Origin of the sequence: Capnocytophaga endodontalis, from assembly GCF_002209445.1 — a bacterium.
Lineage (GTDB): Bacteria > Bacteroidota > Bacteroidia > Flavobacteriales > Flavobacteriaceae > Capnocytophaga > Capnocytophaga periodontitidis.
This window is the reverse complement of sequence record NZ_CP022022.1, coordinates 871,347-897,651: the sequence shown is the minus strand read 5'-3', so window position 1 is coordinate 897,651 and position 26,305 is coordinate 871,347. Positions and strand designations below refer to the sequence as shown.

The following is a 26,305-nucleotide window of genomic DNA, read 5'->3' as shown; positions in this document are numbered from 1 at the left end:
GGTTTTCTTATATCTCCATTGAAAAACAATACTAAAATAATATTTGCAATGAAGAATAAACTACAAAAAGTATTATCAATATTAGTTGTAATTCTCTTCCCTTTTGTGTTACTTAAATTACCCAATGAAGCCTTTGCAAGCAAGGTATTAGATCCTATTTTCTTTTTGGTATTGTCAATCCATCTCATCATAATTCTCTATGATAGTTTTAAAAATAAAAATAAGTAATCTTTTGCAACTATAAAGAAAAAAGAGCGTTAGCTCGCTTTAATTATAGACTTTATCAAAGTCTTTCTATTTTAGCAAAGTGTAGCGACATAAAAGCAACTTCTTCGCTAACTCTTCTGCAAATTTGTCAATTTCCTAATTATTCGTACTTTTGCCGTAAATATTTAAAACAATCAAGGTTATGAACAGCAGAAAAATCGTTCTTATCGTAATGATGTGTCTTTCATTGTGCTTTTCTGGCTATTGCTTAATGGAATATCTCAACAACAAAATGCATTTCTTAACCATTATATCAGGTTTGTTATTTTTTGTAACATTCTTAACCTCTTACCTCAGAATCGACAAATTGACAGTTTATGATTAAAAAATGGATTGGCTCTTTCGCCTTATGGGTGATGGGCTGGAAAATAGAACTACAAGGCGATAAACAAACCCTCAATCGCTGTGTGTTGGTAGTAGCGCCTCATACTACCAATTGGGAATTCGTTCTCGGTATTTTGGCGTATTGGAAGTTTGAAAAACCTATCAAACTCATTATCAAAGATGCCCACACCAAAGCTTGGTATGGTTGGGTGGTACGCAAATTGGGCGGCATAGGCATCAACCGCTCTCAGCACAACCACCTCATCGAGTTTATCACCCAACGCTTTAAAGAAGAAGATTTTAGCTTGGTGGTAACCCCCGAAGGTACGCGCTCTCGCGTGAACAAATGGCGTATGGGCTTCTACCATATCGCTCTTTCTGCCCAAGTGCCTGTGGTTTTGGGGGCTGGCGATTTTAAGAAAAAGAAAATATACATAGGCAAAACCATCTCCCTCACCGACCTGCAAACGCGCTCTCAAGAGAGTATTATGCAGGAAATTTACGATTTTTACAAGGATATCAATCCAAAATACCCCGAACAGTGGAACCCCCTATCCCCTATTTCCTAACCCCTATCCCCTAACAATGGACTTTGAGCGCATTAAAGAAAAATTAGCGATCCTCGCCGATGCTGCCAAATACGATGTTTCTTGCTCCAGTAGCGGAAGCTCGCGCAAGGCAGTGAAAGGTGAATTGGGCAACGCAGCCAATTTTGGCATCTGCCACTCGTTTACCGAGGACGGCAGGTGTATTTCTCTGCTCAAAATACTGCTTACCAACCATTGTATTTACGATTGTGTGTACTGCGTATCGCGACGCAGCAACGACATACAGCGCGCTGCTTTTAGCGTGCAAGAGGTGGTAGACCTCACTATCAACTTTTACCGCCGAAATTATATAGAGGGCTTGTTCCTCAGTTCGGGAGTGTTCAAAGACCCCGATACTACAATGGAACGATTGGTGCGCGTGGCTAAAAAGTTGCGCTTAGAAGAGCGTTTCAATGGTTATATCCACCTAAAAACGATTCCAGGGGCGAGTGAAGCTCTCGTTCACGAGGCAGGACTCTATGCCGACCGCCTTTCTATCAACCTCGAAATCCCCACCAAAGAAGGACTCAAGTTGCTTGCCCCCGAAAAAGATCACCAGCAGATGATCACCCCAATGCAGCAGCTGAAAAATGAATTGGCTATTCACTCTATTGAAAAGAAGAAATTCAAGCATACACCAAAATTTGCTCCCGCCGGACAAACTACCCAAATGATTATAGGCGCTACTAATGAAACTGACCAGAAGATAATAAAAGTCGCCAGTTATATGTATGATAAGTTAGAGATGAAGCGGGTGTACTATTCGGGATATGTACCGGTATTGCAAGACAGCCGATTGCCGTCTATTCACTCTCAGGTGCCTATAGTGCGTGAAAATCGTCTCTATCAAGCTGATTGGTTAATGCGTTACTATGGCTTTGCCCCCGATGAGATTTTAGATACACGTCAGCCCTTTCTCGATTTAGAAATAGACCCCAAACTCGCTTGGGCATTGCGCCACCCACACCTCTTTCCGGTAGATGTAAACACCGCACCTCGTGAGATGCTTTTGCGCATCCCAGGGGTAGGCGTACGCTCAGTGCAGAAGATACTCACAGCGCGCACCTTCCAAAAACTCACCTATTACAGTCTCAAACAGATAGGAGTAACCCTCAGCCGAGCCAAATACTTCATCACTTGCAGCGGGGCAACCCCATTGGCAGGCACTATGGAGCCCACAAAACTCCGCCATTTGCTCATTGCCAACAGCCATAACAAGCACAAAGAACTCTTCAACGGACAGTTATCGCTGTTTTAAATTCTTCTCTCATTATTTATCTCTCATCATTCGTTCTATAATAGTTCAAAATAAGAAATATAAGTTCAAAATAAGAAATAATTAGTGTTGTATATCTTTTTTATCCGTGGTATTTTTGCCCCGTTTAATTCATAAAATTTCAAATAATGAAAAGATTATCAACATTTTTCACGGTGCTTTCACTTATAGCACTTACGATTATCGGTTGCTCCAAAGACGATGGAGGGAGCGACAACAACGGCAATAACAGAGGTAATGGCACTGGGAACGGTAATGGCAACAGCAATACTGGTCAGGCTGTAACAGCTATTACACCCGACTTTCTCAACGGAACGTGGTCACACGTAGAATTTGAGTATGACGGAGTGAAGTTCTCTAACAATGCTAACCACCAAACTGAATGGAATTGTGTTAAAAAAGGGTCTTTTGTCTTTACCAAAAATCAAGTTACTCTTATCACCAATCAGTATGACGATGAGGACAATACTTGTACTGAAAATCGAGGCACTTTTAATTATACAGTAGAAAATGGCAAGGTTTATCTTGTAATTCAAGGGAAGAAAGAACTTTTGGATATTACTAAAGCTGGGGATAACATCATAGTTTCTGTAAAAGATGAAGATGGTAAAACTACTAAACGCACCCTTACTAAAACCTCTTCTAATAGTACAGCACCAGCTGCGAAAAAAGCTACTGCAAAAATCACTGTATCAGGGGTTACTAATGGAATAAAAGTAATCGTAGCTAATAGTACTTTTAAATCAAGCCACGTAGCTGTAAAAGAGGCTACTGTAAGCAATGGTAGTGCTATTATTGATGTATCAGAATATATAGGTAGAAAGCTGTATTTCATTGTAGAAAAAGACAATGAATATCTTTCTACTGAAGTAGAAAAAACAATTGCTGAAGGCGATAATACCATCGCTCTTACAGCTACTGCAAAGGATTATACTGTAAAGATAAAGGTAGTAAGCAATGGTACTGCTGTAAGTGGTAAAAAGGTGTATGCTGCTGATTCTTATACTTTTCAAGCTCTCAGTTATGGACTTAAAACGGGTAATGGCAATGAAAATCTTTTAACTTCTACTAAAAATGCTACTACCAATGTACAAGGTATAGCTACTTTCAGCAACTTCCGTCCTACATACAACAATCAAAAATATACATTTTTTGTAGTTACTTCTTCTTCACCTTACTACAAAGAAGTAGAACTCGCTATTGATGGTACTGCTAAAGAAAGTACTATTACTCTTGCAGGAAGCCAAGCACAAACAAGAAAAGTAAACGTTGAATTCTTGGTAAGAGATAGTAATGAATACCTAAACAATGTAAAAATAACTATTGAAGGGCAAACAAAAAGCACTAACACAATAGGTAGTGTTAAAGGTTATGTAGTTTTTGAACTTGAACAAAACAAAAGTTTTAGCTATACTGCTACTACCCCTTGTGGTCATACTAAAACAGGTAGTTTTACTACTAATGCTTATAGCAATATGGTTCAAGTAACCCTCAACACTACTGAAAACTGTAATAATCAAGCAAAAGGAACACTTATCATTAAAAACACTTCTAAAAATCCATATACTGTAAAAGTAGGAAGTAGTACTTTTGTAATGGAAGGAAAAACAACAAGAACTTTTGAGGTAGCATTAGAAACTTATACCGTAAGCTGGAAACAAAACAAAGGTTATGCTTTTTATCCTACTGAAGGCTCTTACGATGCTGAATTTAGTAGAAACAACAGAGAAATTACAGTTTCTTTCCCCTAATCAATTTCGTAACTAATTAATTTTCATAAACCAATGAAGAAATTTTTAATTCTTGGTACAGCACTGCTAATGTTAAGTGCTTGTCGTACCACTAAAACAGATGTAGGGCAGTTTCGCGAAACCCCTACCGAAGATTATGTGTATGCCAAAGGTAAACAAGTATGGCTTTTTTGGGGACTACTTCCTATAGGACGGACTAAAGTAAATACACCCTCTTCAGGTAACTGTCAAGTAGTTACTCGTACTAACCTTGCTGATTTTTTGATTAGTGGAATTACAGCTGGTATTGTAACCACTGAAACTATCAAAATCAAAGCAAAACGTGAGAATGCTCCTCAACAAGCTCAACCTCAGAATGCAGGTAACACAACTATTGAAATACACAATCACAGTAATAACCAATAATCCACAAAGCAATGAAGAAATTTTTAATGTACACAACAGTATTGTTACTTACAGCAATCACCACATTTGCGTGTAGTAAAGACAAGGATGAAGACAAAGCAACTTCTGCTACTATTCAATTAGTAGACCTCTTAGGTAAACCTGTAAAAGGAGTGAGAGTATACGCTTACGATCAAGATACTTGGAATATGATGGGCGACGAAACATTTCACGCTACCTTCCAAGTAGTTTCTGATGATGCAGGTAACGCTACTTTTACCAATCTTGATAAAGGAACGCAATTCACAAGTGTTAATAATGAGACTAATACCTTTACTTTTTCAGCGCACTATACACTTAACAATAGTAGTAAAACTAAAAGAGTTTCTATTACTTTGAAAAAAGGAGATACCAAAACTGAAAAGTTGGTACTCAACTAAAACGATAAAAAGCTGCCCTAAGGCAGCTTTTTTATTATTTATTAAGCATCTCTTTGAGCATTACTATTTGCTCTTTCAGGGAAGCTATAGTTTCTTCGTATTGAGCTATTAATTTTTCGGGAATTTGATTCAAATGATATTCTCCATTACAAGTGCCAGAAGAATTATTATTGATGTTGAACACTTTTTTATCGTCGAAACCTAAAACTTTCATCGGGTCTACTTGCAAAATAGCACATATTTCGTTGAGGCGCGTAATGGTAAGTTGCGTCTCTCCTGATTCAATCTTTGAATAAGCGCGTGTAGAAATTCCTAACTGAGCCGCGACAAAGTCTTGAGAAACTCTTTTTACTTCGCGTGCTTGCTTTATCTTTACTTCTGGTTGTTCAATCATCTTAATACCATTTTAATAATCAGTAGGCAAAAGTATAAATAATTTTCCTATTAAACAAAAAAAGTCGCTTAGTGAGGTACTTAGCGACTTTTTTTATTATTTATCCAGAATAGGTATGTACACTCATTTGTGCTGTTGGTAAGTAGTTTACACCAAACCAGCAAACAAGGAGCAGTATAAAGGCAATTCCTACAATAAGGAAACTCTGGAATGGTTTCTTTTCTTTGTGATTGTACTTGTGGTGGAGATATACCAAATAGCCGAGCCAAGTGATAAACGCCCAAGTTTCTTTAGGGTCCCACGTCCAATAGTGTCCCCACGCTTCTTTTGCCCAAAGGGCTCCAAAGAGCAATCCAAAGGTAAGAAATACATAACCTATTTTTACGAGTTGGTCGATAACAGTAAAGATTGATTGTACTTCTTGTCCTTTTTTATAGCGATAAATACCATAAAAAGCAGTGAGAGAAGCCATTCCCAACATCGCATAAGCAAAGATATACACGATTACGTGGGGCACGAACCAAACGCTCTGCAAAGCAGGCATCAAGGCTTTGTTCATTGTATCGGGGTGAGTGTAGGTAAGCACTATAAATACAATACCCATTACTGCTGAATAACTAAGCATCCACTTTTGGCGATAGAGCCAATAGATAGCACAGCCTATGAGCCCCATAAAGAATGCATACCAAATACGCGTTTCGGCAAGTGTGCGCAAGGGCGGGCGGTCTAAGTTTTGCCACAAGGCAACAATAAAACCTCCTATGGTTAAGGTAGCTATCAAGTGAGCTGCAATACTCACTCCTCTGAGCGCTTTGCTCTTGCTGTAGATAAGCGTACCTGAAAGTAGCCACAAAGCTACTGTGATATATGTTATAAGATTAAAATAATGCCACATAGTTTAGAAAATAGGAATTAGGAGTTAGGAATTAGATGTTTGTTTTTTAGTTTTTACTTCAAAGAGTAGGGCAATACCGCCAGCAAGTAGTAAGAAAATTCCTACATAAACGACAGGTAACCAAGGGTCGGAGATGAGTTCGACGACACTGAGTTCTGACCAACGTCCCATACGCTCGTCATAACTCAATTGATAAATACGCCAACCGCCTACACTGATAGGGTGATTCACCTCTATTTTTTCTTCTAAAACTTCTTGTTTTCCTTTTTGGTATACTAATACCTCAGATTGGAATTTACGTGCTTCGGCAGGAGCCATTACTAAGGTATGTTCATCGTCTAAATGAATGGCACGGGGTGAGAATTGGAAGTTACCAGCTGAAATCCAATCGGTTTTCTTTTTATGAGTACGGAGGTCTTCTACGGTTACTTTGGCTGCATTGGTAGCTCCCCACATTGTGTGATTGACATAAGTACTATCGGTATCGGGGATTGCTTTTTCGAGGTATTGGAGAAGGGTAATTTTCCAGTTCAGCAGGGTCATACTCTCACCTTGTTTTTCGAGCATAAAGCCTATAGGTTTTTCGTGAGGTAGTGCTGAGCCTGTGCTATCGATAACAAATAGTTTATTAGGGTAGATATCGATACTAAACTCTTTGAGTTCCATAGCGATGGGGAGTTCTACCATTTGATTATCTTCGGTAGTAGCGCGCCATTCGAGCTTATCCTTATAGAGGTTCATTTTCAGACGTATAATATCTCCCTGACCTAATACGCCAGCGAACATTGTAAGCCATAAGCCAAAGTGATTGAGGAGGAACGGGATGTTCTTGCGTTGGTAGACCATTGAACGTTTGAGGATAGAAAACCAGAGGTTCATCAGTGCTAACACGAAAACGATGCCGAAGTACCAAGTTTTGGTAAGGTCGTCTAAGCCCAATTTGCCCACAAAGCTATGAGCTACCTCTTGAGGATTTACGTTGATGCTCCCCAAACCAATGGTGAGAACCCCAAGGGTTACGACCGTAACAATAGCAAAAGGCGCTGATGAAAAGCGCACGATGAAGTTTGTTTTTCTAAAAATAAAATATACAGCTGTAGTGAGTACCACAAAGGCAAAGCCTCCTATTACATTGTAAGGAAAGCTAAACCAACTTTTGCTGATACTTCCTAAGGTAAGTTGTAGTATCAGCCCTATGATAAGGGATATGCACGCTACGAGAATAGCGAAAGGATATTGTTTCATAGTTAGGTAAGAGATAAGAGGTAAGAAATAGGGGCGAATTACATTCGCCCCTACTCGTCATTTGTCATTCGTAATTCGTAAATTACTTTTGGGTTACTAAGCGTCCTTTTTCTTTGGCTTCTTTAATCCATTTAGGAACGATAGTTTCTAAGAATCTTTTCTTAGCAGCTTCTTCTTTAGGAATATCTAGACCGATTTCTTTTTGAGCTTTAGCTTTAGTGCTGATATCAGGCATTACAAAAGCTGTTTTGATGTTTAGTTTTTCTTTAAGCACATCTAAATTATCTTCAGCTTGATAAGCATAGATAAGACCATCGCTAAGGAGGCGTTCAGATTCGATAGGAGCGTGGAAAGCGGCACCGTGTGAAGAGTGTACCATATCCCAACGCCATTGTGATTTGCGGATAAGTGCCAAAGTAGGTTTCATTTGTTCTTCAGTAGCACCGTTATCCCACAAGAATTTAGCTTTAAAGTGTACTTTTGCTAATTGTTTTTCGAGTTTCATACGCATACCATATACAGCATCTTGGCGATCGTATACGTTTTTCACCAATTCTTCTTCACTTTGGCGGTGACAAGTTTGGCAACTTGCTGATACGTTACGCAAAGGGCTACTGATTTGGTGATCGGTGAATTTCACAGCACCATCAGTTTTGTAAGGCATATGGCAATCGGCACAAGAAACGCCACGTTGTCCGTGAATACCGAGTTGAGAAAGTTCATAGTCAGGGTGTTGTGCTTTAAGGATAGGGGCACGGCTAAGTGGGTGTACATAGTCAGTCCAACCTTCTGCATCGTAGTACTCTTCCATCTTTTCAATAGTCATACCTTTATCCCAAGGGAAAGTAAGATATTTTTTATCACCTTTGAAGTAGTACTCTACGTGGCATTGCGCACAGACGAGAGAACGCATCTCTTGGTGAGTAGCTTTATTGATATCGCGACCTTGACGTTTGAAGGCTTCTTGTAAAGCCAATTGACTTACTTGCAATTTCATAGTTTTAGTATCGTGGCAAGTAGCACAACCGATAGGATTTACGATTTGGCTACCCCATTGATCCCAAGGAGCGCTGTAGTAAGTTTCAGCACCTACTTCTTTGATTAGGCGAGGCACATCAGGGCTTTTACAAGTCCAGCAAGTACCTGGTTGAGGGGAGTGTGTAGAATCGGTAGGGGCGCCAGTACGGAGGATTTTAGTAACGTCTTCAATAGCGTGCATGTGTCCGCGAGGAGCGTTGTATCCCTTAGAGAAAGAATAACCAGCCCAAAGGATTACCATTTCGGGGCGCAAAGCGAGCAAATCATCATCTTGACTACTCATATACTTAGAGCGGAAAGTAGTGTCGGCAGTTGCTGCCCACGAAGCGTATTCACGAGGATAGAACGGTTCAAAGAGCTCGTTTTTGCATTCCTGATCGGGGAGGTTATTACCGCCTCTTGCGATAAACTGAGCTTCTGAAGATCTGTTCATTATTGAATTAGCCAATAGTCCTAACAAAAAGGTAACTATTGCTAATAAACCTGCAATTAACCAATGTTTCTTTTTCATCGCTGTATAAATTATATTTCGTTTTTTTAATTTGTTGATTTTTCTTTATTTTTCACCATATTATCAAGCCACTCAGGGGTATTGCTTGGCATATTACTAATAATAGGTACAGGGGAATGAGGAGCTGCATTGAGCCCTCGTACACGGCTGTGAGGCACTTCGCGGTGGCAGTCCCAGCACAATTTACCGTTATCGGCGTGAGCCATTTTAGCAGTCACCTTGCCCGCTTGCACTTCACTTACCAAAGTACTATGGCAACGAATACAATTTTCTTGTACCACTGTTTGCCCTGGAGTGTGCATCTTAATCACTTGTGGTTCCATACGGAAGGTGAACATTGTAGCGTGGCGAAGTCCGTCGTTCGCTTTGAAATAGTATTTGCGAAAAACGTTGTCGTGAGGCACGTGGCAATCGTTACACACGGTATTGCGACCGTGAGAGGAGTGCATCCACGTAGCGTACTCAGGCTCCATAATATGGCAGTTCACACACGCCTTAGGGTCGTCAGACAGATAGGTATATGCTTTGGATATATAAAATATGTATCCACAAAGCCCTATCAGTATCCCTACTAACGAGGGAATTAAGAAACGAAACCATCGTCCTTTTTTAGTAGATGGGGTGTTGTTATCTGTTGTCGCCATTATATAAAAAAATATTTTTTCGTTGTTTTTCGTTGCAAATGTAAAATAGTTTCTATACATTTGCAAATGAAAATAAAAAAAACTGTATACTTTATTGTAAGTCTAAATAAGAGAAATTTGTTTTTGTTTCATTTTCAATATATTAACATTTTTTAAGTGTAAATAATTCAAAAAAAATTATACCGATGAAAAAACATTTATTATCAATTTTTGCGTTGGGCACTGCTTTCGTTTTGTGCCCTACTTTAGCAAGTGCACAAGAAGAGTTGCCAACACCTCCACCGATGGATGAAATGGCTCCTCCCCCACCTCCAAACGAGTTTACACTATCAGCGCAATTGCGCCCGCGTTTTGAGTATCGCAATGGGGCATATCGTCCTTTAGTGGAGGGGGAATCACCTGCAATTCTCACAAATAACCGTACGCGTTTGAACTTTGACTACAAGCACACCGATCGTTTACACCTATATATATCACTACAAAATGTGAATGTATGGGGGCAAGCGCAACAAATACAAGCTGTTGATAGAACAGGCGGTATGTCGGTTTTTGAGGCTTATGCTGAATTTCCGCTTGTAAATACTCTTAGTGCAAAAGTAGGTAGACAGATGATTGTTTTAGATGATGATCGCATTTTTGGGTCGCTTGATTGGCATCCTGCCGGACGTAGCCACGATGCAGTGAACCTCAATTGGACACCTTCTGAAAAGTTGACACTTCGCGGTTTCTTTGCTTATAACCAATCGGGAAGTACCACGACCCCTACTCTAAATGTAAATACTCCGAGCGGACAGAATTTCACTCCAGGATTGGGTCAGGATTATCAACACTTGCAAGCTCTTCACGCGCACTATAGCATCAGTGAAGCACACCAATTGTCGCTCTTGTTTGCTAACTTAGGTTACCGTACTGATGATAGTGCTGACCAAAATATGCAAACTTTCGGTGCGCACTACACTGGCAAAAGTAACCAGTTGAGCTATGGTGCTTCGGCTTATATGCAAACCGGCAAAAACAATACAGGTGCCGATAAAAGTGCTTATATGTTTGCTGTGAATGCAGGCTATAAGTTTTCTCCTATCTTTGGCTTAACCGCTGGAGTAGACTACCTCAGTGGCAACGCCTCTGATGACAATTCTAAAGATAAGAAATTTAATCCTTTCAGCGGTACCAACCACAAGTTCTACGGCTTTATGGATTATTACTATGTAGGTTTCACCCCTTCTGTGGGTTTGCTCAATCCTTATCTCACTGCTAATGTACGCACTGGCGAAAAGAGCAACCTCAGCGCTACTTTCCACTATTTTGCACCTGCTGCTAAATTTGAGGTTGGAGGCAAAAAACACAGTAGCTATGGCAGTGAAATCGACTTGGTGTACAACTTAAAAGTACAACCTTTTATAGGGTTGCAAGTAGGTTACTCTACTTACTTTGCTAACGATGGTACCAAAGCTCTCAAAGGTACTGCTAACCAACGCGGTTACCAAGATTGGTTCTGGTGCAGTTTGAACATCAATCCTAAGTTGTTTTCAGCAATGTTTTAAAAACAACTAATATTTATATAAAAAAGGATAGCTTTCTGTGGAGAGCTATCCTTTTTTACATTTTGCTACTACTTGTTCCTTGTACATTTAGACACTACAAAATATAGGAATCTCTTTAATAAGAGAAAAATTGATAATACAAATAAAGTGTAAATGAGTAATCTTATTCTATATAATTAACGTGAGTTCGGCGTAAGTAATTATTTAACAATCAGTAAAATATTTTTAATCTCCCACGAATTACACGAATTTTCACGAAATTGAGAATGCATAAAACTCCTTATTTTATATTATCTCACGAATTTTCACCTGACGGTGAATTATTTTGTGAATATATTATGTTACAAAGCTGTAAATCAATAATCTTTTATATCGAACTGACGTTATTTATGATTTATACTTGAATTTCAATATTTCTTCTTCTCCATAAGTTCTTTCAATTTTGTATACTCGGAAATATACTCGCTTTGTATAAGTTCATAAAGTGTAGACATAAAAAAATACGCTCTAAGGCGTATTTTTATTAGGTTTCCCCTTTGGGTGGAATATGGGGCTCGAACCCACGACCTTCGGAACCACAATTTTACATTGATTTAAAAATGTTTTGATTATCAATGCTTTTTAGGTTCAAAAAACACCCAAAAACCTAATAAAAATACTCGATTATATACTCTATTTTAGTGTTAATTAATACACGGAAATATCTGTGTTACAAAGATTCAATTTATGTACAAAGATACAGATATTTATAAATTCTACAAATATATAAATCAAAAAAGCTCTAGAAAAGCATACTTATAGGAATTCTTAGAGAGAAATAACTAAAAACATATAATACATCTCACTGATTAACAACGTATCGAATAAAAAATGTGAATACATTTTTAGTTTTAATGCGAATATAATTGTTATTTCAAAATATTTTTTTACTTTTGTAGCGTTAAAAAAATATACTTCCGCTATGAGAATAAAAAGCATCTATTTGCTACTTTTGCTGTTGTGCTATAGTAGTTTGAAAGCGCAAGAGCAAGAAAATTTTACTTCATTAGAAAAGAAAACCCATTGGGTAAACCAAATTCAAGATATTACTGAACTCCCTGTAGGAATTAGAGAAAATAAGAATGGCGTAGAGTATGCTATGATGATTACCAATGCTACTTTTTCTCCTAACGAAACTACTGTAAATATCTATGCCCGCATTACCTTCCCCGACACACAAAATCCTTCAGGTAAACGCGAACTCTACTTTGGGGCTACTGAAATTCCTTTTTCGTATGAAGGTCAGTTAGTAGGCGATGTACATTTGTCATTATTAGGTGATGTGACTATTAGTAATACTAAAAACTGGTCGTTTTTGCTCAAAGGAGGTAAAAATGTAAAAGGAAAAACTGTAGACGACCAAACATATATTGAAGTAGATTGTAACGGATTGAAAAAAATTGCTTTAAAAGGGATGATACGCATCTCTAATGAACTCATAGTTCCGGTTGACAATCAACTACAGCCTATAGCCAATGGTTATGTAGAAAGCGAAGTGGCTATAGTAGCAGAAGATTTTAACAACTTGCTAGTAGAACTTAAACTACCTGCTTTTGCTCTTACAAGGCAAATACAAAATAAAGATAAAGGAGCTTTTATATTTCACCCTGAGCGAATGGTCTTGGATATGAGTGATACCAATAATGCCCCAGCAATGGTTTTCCCTCAAGGATATGACGAGTATTTAGTAGCTGGGCAAGAAAGTTGGCGAGGCTTTTATATACAAGAACTCACGGTTACCTTACCTGAGGAGTTCAAAAAAACAGGAGGGAGAGTAAGTTTAAAAGCAACTAACTTCCTTTTGGATGCTTATGGTTTTTCAGGAAGTTTGTCAGCAGAGAATCTCATTAGCTTTAAAGAAGGACGTACTTCTGAGGATAAAAAGAAAGGATGGCAATACGCCATAGACCACATACAAGCTGATTTTGTAGCTTCTAAACTCACCGGAGGTGCCCTTTCTGGTGCTTTCCGTATTCCTATAGAAAAAGAAGATTCTCGTGGAATTCATTTTGAGGGTAGTTTTTCCGAGGATAACTATATGCTCCGTGTTTCCTCATTAGAGTCTATTTCCTTTGATATGTGGAAAGCAAAAGCTGTTATCCTGCCTTCTTCTTATGTTGAATTGCAAGTAAAAAACAAAGAATTTCTCCCAAAAGTAGTATTGGATGGGTCAATGATTTTAGACGCCCCTAAAGATAATGAAAATATTTATCGATTAGAAGGAGTTAAATTTCAAAAATTCACCTTACAAACACAAGCTCCTTACATATCAGCTGAGTATTTTGGCTGTGAAGGAGAACAGAAAATAGCAGGCTTCCCTGTGAGTATCAAAGATGTAAGTGTAGCTTTTAGAGAAGAACGTGCTCAATTACATTTTGGTATACGGGTAGGCTTACAAAAAGATAAGTTTTCTGCCGAAGGTGATTTCAATATCTACGCTAAAAACACCGATGAACATTGGGATTACGACCGATTTGAAATTACTAAACTCAAATTAAAAGAAGTAGATATAGCAGTAGCTAAAGTGAGTGGAGAGCTGAACCTAATGAAAAACCACCCAATATACGGCAATGGATTCAAAGCCAAACTTGCCGCTAAAATCACTAAAATTGATGTAGATGTTAAGGCTAATGCTGTATTTGGCAGTAAGGACTTCCGCTATTGGGGCTTTGAAGCTATGGTAGACGGACTAAATATCAACACCCAATACGTGAAAATAACAGGTTTTGTAGGAGGGGCGTATTATCAAATGCGCCCTTTAGGCAATCCTAAAGAAAAAGAGGAATTAGAAGAGCTTTCTCTTGTTCCTGATGAAAAAATAGGATTGGGGCTAAAAGCCGGAGTGTTAGGAGCTTTTCAAGACAAAAAAGTACTATCCTTTTTAGCCTTGTTAGATATACAAACTTATAAAGGAGGAGGACTCTCAAAAATCGGCTTTTATGGTAATGCTGCTGTAATGTATGCCTTCCAAGATAAACTATCCAATCCTTTTGCTACCGTACAAAAAAGTTTTGCTGACAATGTACAAAATGTTGTAAAAATGGAAGAGTTAGCTAAAAATGAAAAGTATAAATACTTGGACAATTCAGGAAAAGCTGACATCCCCGATGATTTTGTTATAGATAAAAGCAATGAAACCCAAAAAGCACCTATTTTCGCTCAATTAAATGTGAGTTATGATTTTGCTTCAAAAGCTTATCACTCTAATATGGAAGTATATGTGAATGTAGCTGGAGGAGTGATAAGAGGTACTGGTAATGGTAACTTGGCAGGACGAGCCGTATTGCACGTAGACCCTCAAGATTGGTATTATCATCTAGGTACGACTCGTGAGATGATGGGATTGCAAGTAGGATTTGGCGATTTTCTAAATCTCAAAGCTCAAACCTATCTTATGATAGGTACCAAAATAGGCGAGGCTCCCCAACCTCCTGCAAAAGTAGCCGAAATACTCAATCTTAATCCTGATGAGATAGGTTATATGAAGAGTCTTAACCAAATAAAAGAAGGTAAAGGATTTGCTTTTGGTGCACATTTAAACTTTGATACTAAATTTGATGTAGGTTTTCTCTACGCGAGTTTTGCCGCTGGCTTTGGTTCAGATTTGATGTTAAAAAATTATGGCAATGCCCATTGCAAAGGCAGAAGTGGAGAACTAGGGATCAACGGATGGTATGCTAACGGACAAACGTATGTATATCTGCAAGGCGAATTAGGTATTAAAATAAAACTGTTCTTTATTCGCAAACGCATCCCAATACTTAGTGCAGGGGTAGCAGCTTTACTACAAGGGTCAGGACCTAATCCTTTCTGGGCACGAGGTTATTTAGGTGGCTACTACAATGTACTCGGCGGATTGGTAAAAGGTCGCTTCCGTTTAAAAATGGAATTTGGAGAACAATGTGAATTGGCAAGCGATCAAGTGTTAGGAGGTATGAAAATTATCTCGGACGTATCCCCTTCTGACCGTAGTGAAAATGTAGATGTATTCCTCTCTCCTCAAGCTACTTTTAACTTAGAATTAGAAAAACCTATTGTTATCCCAGAAGATGACCATGACCATACTTACATAGTAAACTTAGAAAAATTTGAAGTTATTGATGCGCAAGGAAATACCATAGAAGGAAAACTAACTTATGGTAAAAATCAAGATGAACTTAACTTTACTCCAAGAGAGGTGCTTCCTCCTCATCAAAAACTAAAAGCTGTTGTAAGTGTAAGCTTTAAAGAACTTAAAGGAGGAAGTTACCATACTGTGATGGTAGATGGTAAAAAAGCCGTAGAAACCGAAGAGCGTACATTTACCACAGGTGAAGCTCCTGATTATATCCCTAATAAGAATATAAAATACGCCTATCCTGTATTAGACCAAAAGAACTATTTCATAGGCGAAAGTGATGAAGGCTTTGTACAATTAGCACAAGGTCAGCCTTATTTGTTTGAAGATGCACATTGGAATACTCGATTATTTATAGAGCCCGAAGGAGGTGGTAAAGCCCTTGAGCTTACTCCTACTTACTTAAAAGCAGAAAACAAAATTTCCTTCACTATGCCTAAACTCTCCAAAGCTACTAAATATGGGCTTTCTATTGTGAGCTATAGCAAGCAAGGAGCAAAAGTAAGTGCTGAAAAGTCACAAAGAAAGAAAAATGACCCCAAAATTTCTGAGGGAAAATTTGACAAAGGAGAAGACGAAACTTCTTACACCTTTGAGAACAAAAAAGCACAAGCTAATGTAGATAGAGGAGGCTTTGAACGTTTGTCATACCAATTTAACACTAGTAAATACGAGCGTCTGAGTGACAAGATGAAGAAGTTCAATACGAAACATTTGTGGATAAAATATAACTCGGCAGTTGCCTTGCTACAGAACGATATGAATACTGATGAACCTTTTGAAGAAGCTGAACTCATAGGAACCACTTATTCGGGAATTCCTCTCATAAAAGCTGAAGCTGTATTAGATGATAAGTTTGACGCTTTATTTACTAAATATTTATACAACAACCCTCAAGGACAGCCTTGGCTTAGCAGAGATACTAACACCGTAGGCTATCCTCCTAAAGAGGCTGTCACTGTTTTTCCGTTCTATCCTGAGGAACTTAAATGGAGTAGTTACGATGTAAAACGGGTATTCCCTTATCGATATGATGTATTTATGTATTATCAAAAAGACTGGGATGATCAGCACACTTACTTTGCTAATCACTTGAGTGAACTAATGCAAAATCCTTTGTACGTAGAGTTTATGGAACTCTATTTCCCTGTGCTTCCTTCTAAAAACTACAAAGCTGTGTTAAAATACCAATTACCTAACGGAAAAATCACTTCCGAAACACCTTACAAATATAAGTTTTAAGAGAAAATGAAACAAGCTTTATTTATAGTTATATATACTTTTACTTTTCTTGCCTTTTCACAAGAAAACCCTTCTGTGCAAATAAGTAAAGAGGTACGAAAAAACAGTATTGCTTTGCGATGGGCAGTAGATGCCCCCGTAGCGTGGCAGAAAGCCAATAACATAGGATTTCTGTTAGAACGGACTACATACCTTCGCAATGGGAAACTGCTCACTACCCCCGAAACCAAAGTGTTAGGCACCTTCAAAACCCCTCCTTTAGAAAAGTGGAAAGAATGGGTTGAAAAGAACGACAATGCCGCTATTGTCGCACAAGCTATCTATGGTGAAACTTTTGAAACTGAGATTTCTAATAACCAAAACCCTATAGAAGGAATTGCCAATAAAGCACGTGAAATAGACGACCGTTTTTCTTTTGCTCTAATGGCAGCCGATTTAGACTTCTCTGTAGCTTGCTTTGCAGGGTGGGGATATGTAGACAACGAGGTATTACCTAATGAAAATTATCTTTATAAAGTAAAACTATTGCCTAATGATAAGCTCAATATAAAAGAAGGAGCTGTAGTGGCTGGGCTTAGAGATTTCCAAGAATTACCAGCTCCTTTTGATTTTAGAGGACATTTTGAAGATAGAAAAGTAACTCTCACGTGGGACTATCAAACCCTTAGCCAACTCTATAGTTATTATTTTATTGAAAAGGCTGAAGGAGATGCTCCTTTTGCTCCAATAACCGAACATCCCGTGGTAAATATGAATCAAAATAGTCGTTCCACAGCGATGATTTATGTAGATTCATTAGCTCAAAATGATAAGGAGTACCGCTATCGCCTAAAAGGAAAAACAATCTTTGGAACTTATAGTCCGTATTCTCAAGAGATAAAAGGCAAAGGTATTAAGGCTATTACGCAAATAGCACAACTTACTGAGGTAGTTCCTATAGATGAAAAACAATACCGCTTGCGTTGGGATTTCTCTAAGGAAAATGAGAATGAGATCACACACTTTTCTCTCTTGCACTCGCCTGACGACAAGGCTTATAAAGAGATAAAAACTCCTATTGCTGTAACTGATAGACAAATACTTATAACCCCTACAATGCCCTCTAATTACTATAAAGTGCGCACGTATGCCAAAAATGGCACTACTTTCGATTCATTTGCGATGTTAGTACAGCCCGATGACGAAACCCCTCCTGAAAGGGTACAACAACTCACAGGGACTATAGATACTTTAGGGGTCGTAACTTTGCAATGGAAAGCCAATACCGATGCCGACCTAATGGGCTATTATGTTTTTAGAGGTAACCAAAAAGGTGAAGAGATGATGCGTATCACGGGCTCTCATATAACCGATACCTCCCTTAAAGATACTGTAGTTCTCAAAAGTTTGAATGCTAAAGTATATTATTGGGTAACTGCTATCGATTTTCGTAAGAATGAGTCTACTCCCTCCGTATTGTTAGAACTCACCAAACCCGATAAAGTTCCTCCTACCACCCCTATTTTTACTCAGTATGTCGATGACAAAAATGGCTGGAAACTTACTTGGCGTAAGAGCTTTAGTGACGATGTAACCCAATATTTGCTCTACCGAAGAGAAAAGGGTACTACCGATTGGAAACTTATTCATTCTGAAAATAATAGCAAAAAAGAATCCTATACTTATACGGTTCCTCCTAATGTATCAGGGGGTTATGAGTATACCGTACGTGCAAAAGACCATAGCAATAATTTTTCCGACTACTCGCCTGTAATACAAATCAATCACAAACCTAAAACCGATGATAGGGTATTACGAGGTCTTCAAAGTCGTGTTAAAAAAGGAAAAGTTACTTTGCAGTGGTTACCTATAAAAGATGGCTTTAATGAAATGATAATTTACAAAGCTATCAATGGAGATAAACCTATGTTGTGGCGCAGTTTTACTACGCCTGTTACCTCGGTTGAAGATTCCGACATACAACCTGATAACACTTATCTCTACCTTTTTAAAGTCATTTTAAAAGATAATTCACCTACCCCTACTGAAAAAATAGAAGTCAAAACAATTAATAATTAACAATCCATAATTACTATGTTCTTACGTCGTTACATACTCCTCCTCCTCACCTTGCTGAGCTTCACCCTGCAAGCTCAGCAATACCCTGTGGACGTGCAAGTGTTTGTCACCCCACCCTATCCTCAGAGCCTCAGAGGGTATGCCGATACCTTTGAACAGAAAATACAAGCTCATTTCCTGCTCAAAGACCTCTCTACCGGCGGACGACCTTTTGCACTACGATTCTCGCTCGAAAACTTCCAAGGACAAACCATTGCCCAAACTCCCGACTATATTACCCCCTATTTGGTAAACCTCTCTCCAGGTGTACGACGTACACTTACCAATATAGATTTCAAAACCCTACTGCGCTACGAGAATCTCTACGGTATCAATGAGGCGACTTACAACGGGCTACTTCCTGAGGGTACTTATTTTATTGGCTTGTCGCTTTACGACGTAGCTACAGGTCGCCCTGTGTCCAACAAAGGGCGCGCGATGATACAAGTACGCCGCTACTCACCTCCTGTACTTACGATGCCCCAAAAAGGCGAAGTGCTCACCAAAAAGAACGCCTTTCAAAATATTCTCTTCCAATGGATGCCTCGTGATATAGTCCCCTTTATGCAGTACGAGTTCACCCTCAAAGAAGTATGGGATTTAGCTTTAGTGCCTGAAGAGGCATTTATGAGCGGCAGATTAGTATACCAAACCAAAACCAATGCCCCAGCGTTACAGTATACCAATATGATGCCCATCCTATTGGAAAACAAACGCTATGTGTGGCAAGTACGCGCTCTTACTAACAATCCTACCAATCCTAACGAACAGTCGTATTTTAGAAACAACGGCAATTCCGAAACTTTTTACTTCGATTTAGTCTCTAATTGCGAAGCACCACGAATGCTCACCGCGATGACCGAAAGCACCTCAGCACAATTGCGATGGAGTGCTCAGGCGATGATGCCCAATCAGGAATACCCGTACAAGGTGATGTACCGCGAGAAAGGCAAAAGCTGGAAATCGCAAAAAGTGAGTATGCCTTATGCCAAAGTTATAGGACTCAAACGCGGACGCACCTACATCTACAAAGTGGGGGTAGCTTGTGGTCTAAACGCAGCCAATAGCACCTCAGTTTTTGGGGAAGATAGCTATGTGTATAGCACCGAACAAGAGTTTACCACCACCGAGCAGATAGACGAAAAGAGTCAAGTGCAATGTGGGGTAAAACCCGAGATACGCATCAAGAACACCGAGCCATTGCAGGATAACTTGTATCCTAACACCACCTTTAGGGCAGGTGATTTCCCTGTAACCGTGCTCAATGCTACAGGCAGCAATGGCGTATACTCAGGTGAAGGCTATGTGAAAGTGCCTTATTTGCAAGACACTAAAATAAAGGTAGTGTTCAATGGCATCAAGCTCAACACCGAACGCCAACTCATAGACGGAAAACTCGTAACCACTTATGATGAGACCGAGAGAAATGTACAGTTTATACAAGAAGGTATAGGTGAAGTCTTCGGCGATAAAGGCAAGAAAGACCAAAAGATGCCTTTTGAGATAGAAAATGAAAACGATATACAAGTAGATAGCATCACTGGGCGCATCACCATTACCGGTAAGGTAGACCCTAAAACCGGCATAGCACCCAAAGTAACATTACCTAAGGGCAGAGACTATGTAATCATTGATAGCCAAGGAAAAGTCTATCAGTTAGATGAGAGTGGCAAAGTAACTGCCAAAGGCACTCGTGAGCAAGGCACTCAGTTAGCCCAACAAGCCGGAAAAGGAGATAGCAAAAATCCGCCTATTAGCAACAAACATTTTAAGGTAGAATGGCTCTTCAACGATGAGTTAGCAAACGACACCAATGGTGAAATACCTTATAAAGCGCTTGTAAAAGGCAAAACCTCGAGCTTTGAACTGCGCATACAACCCGCCGATACTACCAAATACGATTTCTTCTTCCATACAGAAAATGGTGTAAAAGTAGAGGCTGAAAGCAAAGGTGAAGGACTATACAAAATCACTCGTAAGGGAGCTTTCGACTTTGCGCAGGAAGAATTATGGGTCGTTGCCAAAGAAAAGAAAGACAAAAAAGGCAAAAAAGAAGAACTCATTGGCAAATGTATTTTAGTGCACCTCTCGCCTAAAGAAGTAAATGTAGCTTTAGTGCCTACTCAAAGCGGACAAAACCTTCAAGAGGCAATCGCTCAAGTACAGCAGATTTATGAAAAAGTAGGGGTAACACTACACATCACTACTGAAAAACCTTTTGACATTAGCGACCAACTCAAAAACGGCACTTTGCCCACAGAAAACGAGTTTGGTGACCTTTCTACCTATAGTCCTGAACAAAACGCAGTCATCGCTAAATTTACAACCAACAGAAAGCCAAAAGAGAACACTTATTACATCTTTTTGGTAAACGACGGCACTGGCGATCACGGCTATATGCGATTAGGCGGGCAATATGGCTTTGTTTACAGTGCCAATGCACGCACCATAGCCCACGAACTGGGGCACGGCATCTTCAAACTCGAACACCCTTTCAAAGGTAAAAATGCCGACAAAGGTAAAACCACCGCCCTAATGGATTACAATGAGGGGCAAGACTTCTTCTACCGCGATTGGAAGCAAATCAACGACCCTAAAGTAAAACTCTATGCCTTCCAAAAACAAAGTGAGGGAGAACTGAAGGGAGGCGTAGTAATAATTGCAGGAAGTACAGATGGTAGCTCTATTAAATTTGATATAACAAAAAGTTGTAAAAGTTTTTTTGTAGCTAATAAAATAGTTAGTTTTAATGATAATGAGATTGAGAAAATAAAAGAATTATCAATATCAAAAAGTGGTGTTCTACAATATGTTACTGATGAAAAAGACAATAAATATTACCCCACTCAATATGTTGAAACAAAAAATAACGAAATAAAAGCAAGAGGAGGTATTGCATTTTTACTATGTACAGATTGCATAGATGGTGTAACAACCATTAATCGTTCAAAAGTATATTCAAATATTGATCGAAAATACATCATTGCTGATTTCACAAATAGAGGAAAAGACTGTCTTGAAGGTGAAGAAATATTAGTAAGAGAAGGTAATACATATATCTGTAAAACTCTTTCTAAAAGAGATTGTTCTTTAAACAAGGGGCTTAATATAGGAAATGGCAACGGAAATGGCGGAACTGTTTATAGCTTAATAGCCGATGAAAAACTTAGCAAAAACCTAGCCGAAAAGCTATATTCTATTGTCGCTAAAAACACTAAAAACACTATTACAGGTGAAAACCACCACCTAAATACAAGAATTTTGCTTTCCCACAAAAATATTTTAGAAAATACCGCTAAAATTGCTGTGCATAACGAAAATGGAAAAGCACAATTGTATGTAGGCAATGAAAAAGTAGCTATAAATCCTGATGAAATTGTTTTTTGGATAGAATACGATGGTTCTGATAAGAAAATAAGTGTAAAAGAAGTTGTTGTAGGCGATAATTTCGATCAAGACTTGCGAAAAACACTCAAACAATGGGATGAAAAATTCCAATATGAACAAGCTTCATTCTTTGGAAAACTATTCTATATAGGGAAAGACATAACAGACTTTCATTTTACAGCGTTTTACGACCTATTTGATATGTTGGGGTCAGGTATAGGAAAACTAAAGATACCTGAATCTGTATGGGACTGTAAAGCAAGTAATTATAATCCTATTTACGCTGAAGTCTTTAGTTATCTGAATCTTTCAGGCTATGTCAATCTCATTACCGAACAAATCGCAGGTGAAGAATCTAATTTATCCAAAGCACAAAAAGAAGCAAGTCAAGCAAATTTTGCCCTTTTCTGTGGAATGTACAACGGCTTGATAGATGTCGTAAAAACAGTACCCGATTTAGGCAAACTGTTGTCCTCTTTTGGTTCTTCAAAAGGACGTGAGAACAACAGCAAATTTGTTCAACAACTTGAAAATATAGAAGTTACTGATGATAATGGAAATGTAATATATGGCAAAGGTTTAGGATTTGGCAAATTGTGGTTCTTGTTTAAAGAAGGTATTAGCGATCAATTTAGCAAAGACAATCCTTGCAAAAAAAATGAGTTTATAGGTTCAATAGCAGGTCCTATTATAGTATTGTGTTTTGGCGATGTCGCTGCAAGTGAAAGTGTTTTAGCCAAAATAGGAAGCACTTCCTTAAAAGCCCTGCAATTCTGCAACCGCATAGGCGACCCTTTGCGTTATATAGGAATAAGCATTCGTTATGTAAAAAATGCTTCAGGCAAACTACTGATAGTCTTTAGAAATGCGACAGGCAAAGTAGCTGAACGATTAGAAAGCGGCTTGTACAGAGTACGTGTATTAGTAAACAATACCGAAAGATTTGAAGACGTATCTGAAGATGTAGCCGAAGAACTATTCAATGGTAGAACAGCGCCTATAGGTGGCGATACAAATGCAAGATTAGCGCACACCGCTGAAGATATAGCTGAAGATACCGCTGAAAAAGTTACTAAAGAGCTTTTAGAAAAAGCTGAAAGTCTAGTTAAAAAAGCTCGTAGTGAAGCTTCTAAATTTGCTAATGACTCAAAAGTTATAAACAAAGTAGCTGAATTTTTAAGTAATAAAAAAGCATTAGAGGCTATTGGTGGCGAAGAAGGATTGGAAGCTATTATAAGAGCTAATGTACGAGCTGGTTGTTCTACTTGTGGGAAAGCAACTACTTCATTTTTAAAGAATATGGACGAGTATTTAGATGATGTGTTAGATTTTGTATCAAAGTACAAAGAAGTAGATGGTTTTGATGATGTGATAAGAGAACTCAAAAAGCTCAACAAAGACAACAGTCCTAACTATGCCGTTGAAGGAGCTGCCTTTATGCTAAGTAAAATGCGTAAAACCTCTGAAATAACTCCACAAAGTGTTAAAAGGTTTGACGCACGTTTTGAATCAAAAGAAATTGATTGTTCTAATTGTCGTTTTGATATAGAACTCTTTCAAAAAAACGTAGGAGATTTAAAATATTTGGAATACAAGAGTTATATAGATGCATCCAAAATATCTCTTAACCAATTTCAATCTTACCTACAATCTGTAAACACTTTAGGTGAGCTAAGATATGTTTTTGATATTTCAAAAATATCAGCAAGTAAAATAAAAGGAGGGATTAAAAAATTCTTTACTAATAATGAAGATGAAATTTTCAAAACTATTTGGAAAAACAAAAACTTGAGAGATAATTTGTTCAATACATCTAACTATCCAAAAAATATTTCTCAAAATAAACTAAAAGAGCTTATGAAAGAAGATTTTCATCAATTAATATCTAAACAGGAAAGTCAATTGTATAAAATTATAAAAGTAGAATAGTATGAACCTTATAAATACTCAATCATATAGCAATATAAGTAATTTTCAAGTCTTAGACAATCACATTGCTTTCAATGATGAAAATAATCACTTATATATCAATGGTTATCTTTTAGATGAAGATAATGAAAGTTACTTCTTTTACGATACATATCTATGCTATCATACAAAAGAAGGAGGTACAGTATTTTTCAATTACATCAATAACACCTCTTTTGAGATAGATGTGTTTTTTCATAAAGATACTTTATTCAATAATAACTTTCTAACTTCTAAGAATTTCTTTAAAAATGAAGAAGGTAAATGGTTAAGTGATTTGTATCTTTATCAGTTAAATCCTTTTAAGGAGATTAAAAAATATGATTATTTTATAGAGGGTAATTTCTTTAGGGAAAAGGATTTTATACTGCAAATATTCTTAAAAAGAAATGTTATTTTAAAGAATATGGAAAATGATATCCTTTGGCAGTATTCTTTAGATAAAAAAGGCTCTATGAGTGTAGGACTTGAAATAATTAAATTTTTAGGGATATATAAAAACAATATCTGCTTTGTTCTCAATAATGGGTTGTTAGTTTTAGATATTTATTCAGGAGAAGAAGCTCATTTTATATCAAATGGAAAAATTTTAAAAGGTAATGCTTTCCAAGAGGATTTTAAAGGTTTTTTCGGATATGATACTATTTTGGATATTTCCAAAGGTATTATTTTTAACTTAAATTTATATTTCTATTTGGAATATGATTTAAATTCTAATTCTAATAAAAACTATTTTAATAGCTATAGGTTTAAAAATGAGAAAAATGATAGTGTTTTGTGTTTGAATAATGTGGGAGGGTACGATGATAAATACATTTATGCCTTTGAAGGAAGAGATAGCAATCGTTTTGCAGTTCTTGACAGAGAGAAAAAGGAAGTGATATGGTCATCAGAATTGCTTCAGAAAGGAAATGAAATTTCTTACATCATAGATATGCAAATCTCTGGGAATAATATCTATATTTTAGATAGTAATGATACTTTACGTATTTTTGAGAGAAGAGTTTAATTTATAGGTTTATTTTATATTTTTAACACCATGAAAATAACAGATGTTGGAAGTTTTTATATTACTCAAAAAGATTTTTTTTACACCAAGAATGGTACGTTGTTTAGCATTCAAGATAAAAAAGAGAAAATAATTGTACATTTAGTAAATTCTTGTTGGGGAAGCAAATATGAAGAAAATAGTATTGTTGTTTTTGGTGATTTTGGTAGTAAGGTTTATAACTACAAAGGAGAATTAGAATACGATACAAACTTATATGTAGAGTATTATGAAAACCAAAATAATTATATCATTTATGATGAGAATAGTAACCAAACAAAGATAAATAATGAAATTCTATTTTGTGAGGGTAGTCTGTTGGACTTAATGAAATATGATGATTACTTTTTTTATATGGATAGCTCATCTCCAGATATGATTAAGATGACATTAGACAATTGTCTATCTTGGCAATTCTCTTTACATTCAATCCCTAATAATCCTCATAACGACAATTACGACAAAGAGGCAGATTGGGAAGTGAAAAAGTTGATAGGCGTGTTAGAAGGAAAACTTTGGATAGCTCTCAATCATCATACTATCATAGCGTTAGATATTGAAACAGGGGCTTTAGTACATCAAATACATACAATAGCTAATTTCCATTGTAGTTGGTTACCCTCGGCTATTCCTCTACCCGAAGCAACTCAAATAGATGAAACGACTCATAAACTTATCGGTTTTATGTGGGAATTCTATTGGGAAATAAATCCTACTAATGGAGCGATTCAACTCTATGATTTAACCAATGAGCTTTCAGTCAAAAAGATACGTAGTGATATAGCTAATTTTGTGCTAACAGATAGCAAAATCTATTTTGCAAGTCATTTTGATAGTAAAATAGGAGTGTTGGATAGAGTTACCCAAAAACTCACTTGGGAGTATGACTTTCAAAAAGAAGAAGGTGCAGAACCGAGAATTATGGAGCTTCAAGGTAATGAAAACCAATTAGGAGCATTAAGTTCTCAAGGAACTCTATATATTTTTGAAAGAGAAGAAAATACCTAAACTATTGCCTTTTTTTGCAAAACCACTATCTTTGTACCCAAAATCATTACACAAACAATATACTAAAAATAAGTTCTTTAACATATTGAACAAGTACAA

18 protein-coding genes are annotated in these 26,305 nt (G+C 37.5%); 13 read left to right on the top strand and 5 right to left on the bottom strand.

Features of this window, described 5'->3' with window-relative positions:
* The first annotated feature begins 48 nt into the window (after positions 1 to 48).
* The 7 genes from CBG49_RS04215 to CBG49_RS04190 all read left to right on the top strand — a co-directional run bounded on the left by CBG49_RS04215 (position 49) and on the right by CBG49_RS04190 (position 5,029).
* Complete coding sequence (locus CBG49_RS04215) at positions 49 to 228, top strand: hypothetical protein (protein ID WP_088593508.1); 180 nt, start codon at positions 49 to 51, stop codon at positions 226 to 228.
* Between the two features lie 181 nt (positions 229 to 409).
* Entirely contained in the window at positions 410 to 592 is a 183-nt protein-coding gene (locus CBG49_RS15820; protein WP_162613456.1) for a hypothetical protein, read from the top strand.
* Positions 588 to 1,160: a 1-acyl-sn-glycerol-3-phosphate acyltransferase gene (locus tag CBG49_RS04210; protein WP_193433091.1), complete on the top strand. Its 573-nt coding sequence runs from the start codon at positions 588 to 590 to the stop codon at positions 1,158 to 1,160. The genes CBG49_RS15820 and CBG49_RS04210 overlap by 5 nt, the downstream gene beginning before the upstream one ends.
* 16 nt (positions 1,161 to 1,176) lie before the next feature.
* On the top strand, positions 1,177 to 2,436 hold the full coding sequence (locus CBG49_RS04205; RefSeq protein WP_088593506.1) for a putative DNA modification/repair radical SAM protein: 1,260 nt from the start codon (positions 1,177 to 1,179) through the stop codon (positions 2,434 to 2,436).
* A gap of 146 nt (positions 2,437 to 2,582) precedes the next feature.
* Positions 2,583 to 4,205 carry a hypothetical protein gene (locus tag CBG49_RS04200; protein ID WP_088593505.1) on the top strand — a complete coding sequence of 541 codons (1,623 nt, stop codon included), beginning with the start codon at positions 2,583 to 2,585 and terminating at the stop codon, positions 4,203 to 4,205.
* A 33-nt stretch (positions 4,206 to 4,238) separates the two neighbouring features.
* Positions 4,239 to 4,610: a hypothetical protein gene (locus CBG49_RS04195; RefSeq protein ID WP_009412536.1), complete on the top strand. Its 372-nt coding sequence runs from the start codon at positions 4,239 to 4,241 to the stop codon at positions 4,608 to 4,610.
* Between the two features lie 11 nt (positions 4,611 to 4,621).
* Positions 4,622 to 5,029 carry a hypothetical protein gene (locus CBG49_RS04190; protein WP_088593504.1) on the top strand — a complete coding sequence of 136 codons (408 nt, stop codon included), beginning with the start codon at positions 4,622 to 4,624 and terminating at the stop codon, positions 5,027 to 5,029.
* Between the two features lie 34 nt (positions 5,030 to 5,063).
* On the opposite strand, the gene CBG49_RS04185 is transcribed toward CBG49_RS04190, so the two are convergent.
* The 5 genes from CBG49_RS04185 to nrfH form a co-directional block, all read right to left on the bottom strand.
* Entirely contained in the window at positions 5,064 to 5,423 is a 360-nt protein-coding gene (locus CBG49_RS04185; protein WP_009412534.1) for a helix-turn-helix domain-containing protein, read from the bottom strand.
* A 100-nt stretch (positions 5,424 to 5,523) separates the two neighbouring features.
* Positions 5,524 to 6,318 carry a cytochrome c biogenesis protein CcsA gene (gene ccsA / locus CBG49_RS04180; RefSeq protein WP_088593503.1) on the bottom strand — a complete coding sequence of 265 codons (795 nt, stop codon included), beginning with the start codon at positions 6,316 to 6,318 and terminating at the stop codon, positions 5,524 to 5,526.
* Positions 6,319 to 6,342: 24 nt separating this feature from the next.
* Entirely contained in the window at positions 6,343 to 7,563 is a 1,221-nt protein-coding gene (locus CBG49_RS04175; protein WP_088593502.1) for a cytochrome c biogenesis ResB family protein, read from the bottom strand.
* Between the two features lie 82 nt (positions 7,564 to 7,645).
* Complete coding sequence (gene nrfA, locus CBG49_RS04170) at positions 7,646 to 9,112, bottom strand: ammonia-forming cytochrome c nitrite reductase (RefSeq protein WP_088593501.1); 1,467 nt, start codon at positions 9,110 to 9,112, stop codon at positions 7,646 to 7,648.
* A 26-nt stretch (positions 9,113 to 9,138) separates the two neighbouring features.
* A complete protein-coding gene (gene nrfH, locus CBG49_RS04165) occupies positions 9,139 to 9,756 on the bottom strand; it encodes a cytochrome c nitrite reductase small subunit (RefSeq protein WP_088595258.1) in 618 nt (205 codons plus the stop codon).
* 185 nt (positions 9,757 to 9,941) lie between these two features.
* Here nrfH and CBG49_RS04160 point away from each other — a divergent pair, with 185 nt between their 5' ends.
* The 6 genes from CBG49_RS04160 to CBG49_RS04130 all read left to right on the top strand — a co-directional run bounded on the left by CBG49_RS04160 (position 9,942) and on the right by CBG49_RS04130 (position 26,206).
* Complete coding sequence (locus CBG49_RS04160; RefSeq protein WP_088593500.1) at positions 9,942 to 11,300, top strand: alginate export family protein; 1,359 nt, start codon at positions 9,942 to 9,944, stop codon at positions 11,298 to 11,300.
* A gap of 961 nt (positions 11,301 to 12,261) precedes the next feature.
* Positions 12,262 to 16,698, top strand: coding sequence for a hypothetical protein (locus CBG49_RS04155; RefSeq protein WP_088593499.1), 4,437 nt, complete (start codon positions 12,262 to 12,264; stop codon positions 16,696 to 16,698).
* A 6-nt stretch (positions 16,699 to 16,704) separates the two neighbouring features.
* Positions 16,705 to 18,756: a fibronectin type III domain-containing protein gene (locus CBG49_RS04150; protein ID WP_088593498.1), complete on the top strand. Its 2,052-nt coding sequence runs from the start codon at positions 16,705 to 16,707 to the stop codon at positions 18,754 to 18,756.
* A 15-nt stretch (positions 18,757 to 18,771) separates the two neighbouring features.
* Positions 18,772 to 24,111: a hypothetical protein gene (locus CBG49_RS16030; RefSeq protein WP_227002951.1), complete on the top strand. Its 5,340-nt coding sequence runs from the start codon at positions 18,772 to 18,774 to the stop codon at positions 24,109 to 24,111.
* Between the two features lies 1 nt (position 24,112).
* The gene (locus CBG49_RS04135; RefSeq protein WP_088593497.1) at positions 24,113 to 25,159 is read left to right on the top strand and encodes a hypothetical protein; all 1,047 of its coding nucleotides are present in this window, start codon (positions 24,113 to 24,115) and stop codon (positions 25,157 to 25,159) included.
* A gap of 30 nt (positions 25,160 to 25,189) precedes the next feature.
* Entirely contained in the window at positions 25,190 to 26,206 is a 1,017-nt protein-coding gene (locus tag CBG49_RS04130; protein WP_227002950.1) for a hypothetical protein, read from the top strand.
* Positions 26,207 to 26,305: the final 99 nt, after the last annotated feature.

Excerpts from the sequence above, each read along its gene's own strand:
- CBG49_RS04215 (WP_088593508.1), top strand. The coding sequence starts at position 49 with ATGAAGAATAAACTACAAAAAGTATTATCAATATTAGTTGTAATTCTC.
- CBG49_RS15820 (WP_162613456.1), top strand. The coding sequence starts at position 410 with ATGAACAGCAGAAAAATCGTTCTTATCGTAATGATGTGTCTTTCATTG.
- CBG49_RS04205 (WP_088593506.1), top strand. The coding sequence starts at position 1,177 with ATGGACTTTGAGCGCATTAAAGAAAAATTAGCGATCCTCGCCGATGCT.
- CBG49_RS04200 (WP_088593505.1), top strand. The coding sequence starts at position 2,583 with ATGAAAAGATTATCAACATTTTTCACGGTGCTTTCACTTATAGCACTT.
- CBG49_RS04195 (WP_009412536.1), top strand. The coding sequence starts at position 4,239 with ATGAAGAAATTTTTAATTCTTGGTACAGCACTGCTAATGTTAAGTGCT.
- CBG49_RS04190 (WP_088593504.1), top strand. The coding sequence starts at position 4,622 with ATGAAGAAATTTTTAATGTACACAACAGTATTGTTACTTACAGCAATC.
- CBG49_RS04185 (WP_009412534.1), bottom strand. The coding sequence starts at position 5,423 with ATGATTGAACAACCAGAAGTAAAGATAAAGCAAGCACGCGAAGTAAAA.
- ccsA (WP_088593503.1), bottom strand. The coding sequence starts at position 6,318 with ATGTGGCATTATTTTAATCTTATAACATATATCACAGTAGCTTTGTGG.
- CBG49_RS04175 (WP_088593502.1), bottom strand. The coding sequence starts at position 7,563 with ATGAAACAATATCCTTTCGCTATTCTCGTAGCGTGCATATCCCTTATC.
- nrfA (WP_088593501.1), bottom strand. The coding sequence starts at position 9,112 with ATGAAAAAGAAACATTGGTTAATTGCAGGTTTATTAGCAATAGTTACC.
- nrfH (WP_088595258.1), bottom strand. The coding sequence starts at position 9,756 with ATGGCGACAACAGATAACAACACCCCATCTACTAAAAAAGGACGATGG.
- CBG49_RS04160 (WP_088593500.1), top strand. The coding sequence starts at position 9,942 with ATGAAAAAACATTTATTATCAATTTTTGCGTTGGGCACTGCTTTCGTT.
- CBG49_RS04155 (WP_088593499.1), top strand. The coding sequence starts at position 12,262 with ATGAGAATAAAAAGCATCTATTTGCTACTTTTGCTGTTGTGCTATAGT.
- CBG49_RS04150 (WP_088593498.1), top strand. The coding sequence starts at position 16,705 with ATGAAACAAGCTTTATTTATAGTTATATATACTTTTACTTTTCTTGCC.
- CBG49_RS16030 (WP_227002951.1), top strand. The coding sequence starts at position 18,772 with ATGTTCTTACGTCGTTACATACTCCTCCTCCTCACCTTGCTGAGCTTC.
- CBG49_RS04135 (WP_088593497.1), top strand. The coding sequence starts at position 24,113 with ATGAACCTTATAAATACTCAATCATATAGCAATATAAGTAATTTTCAA.
- CBG49_RS04130 (WP_227002950.1), top strand. The coding sequence starts at position 25,190 with ATGAAAATAACAGATGTTGGAAGTTTTTATATTACTCAAAAAGATTTT.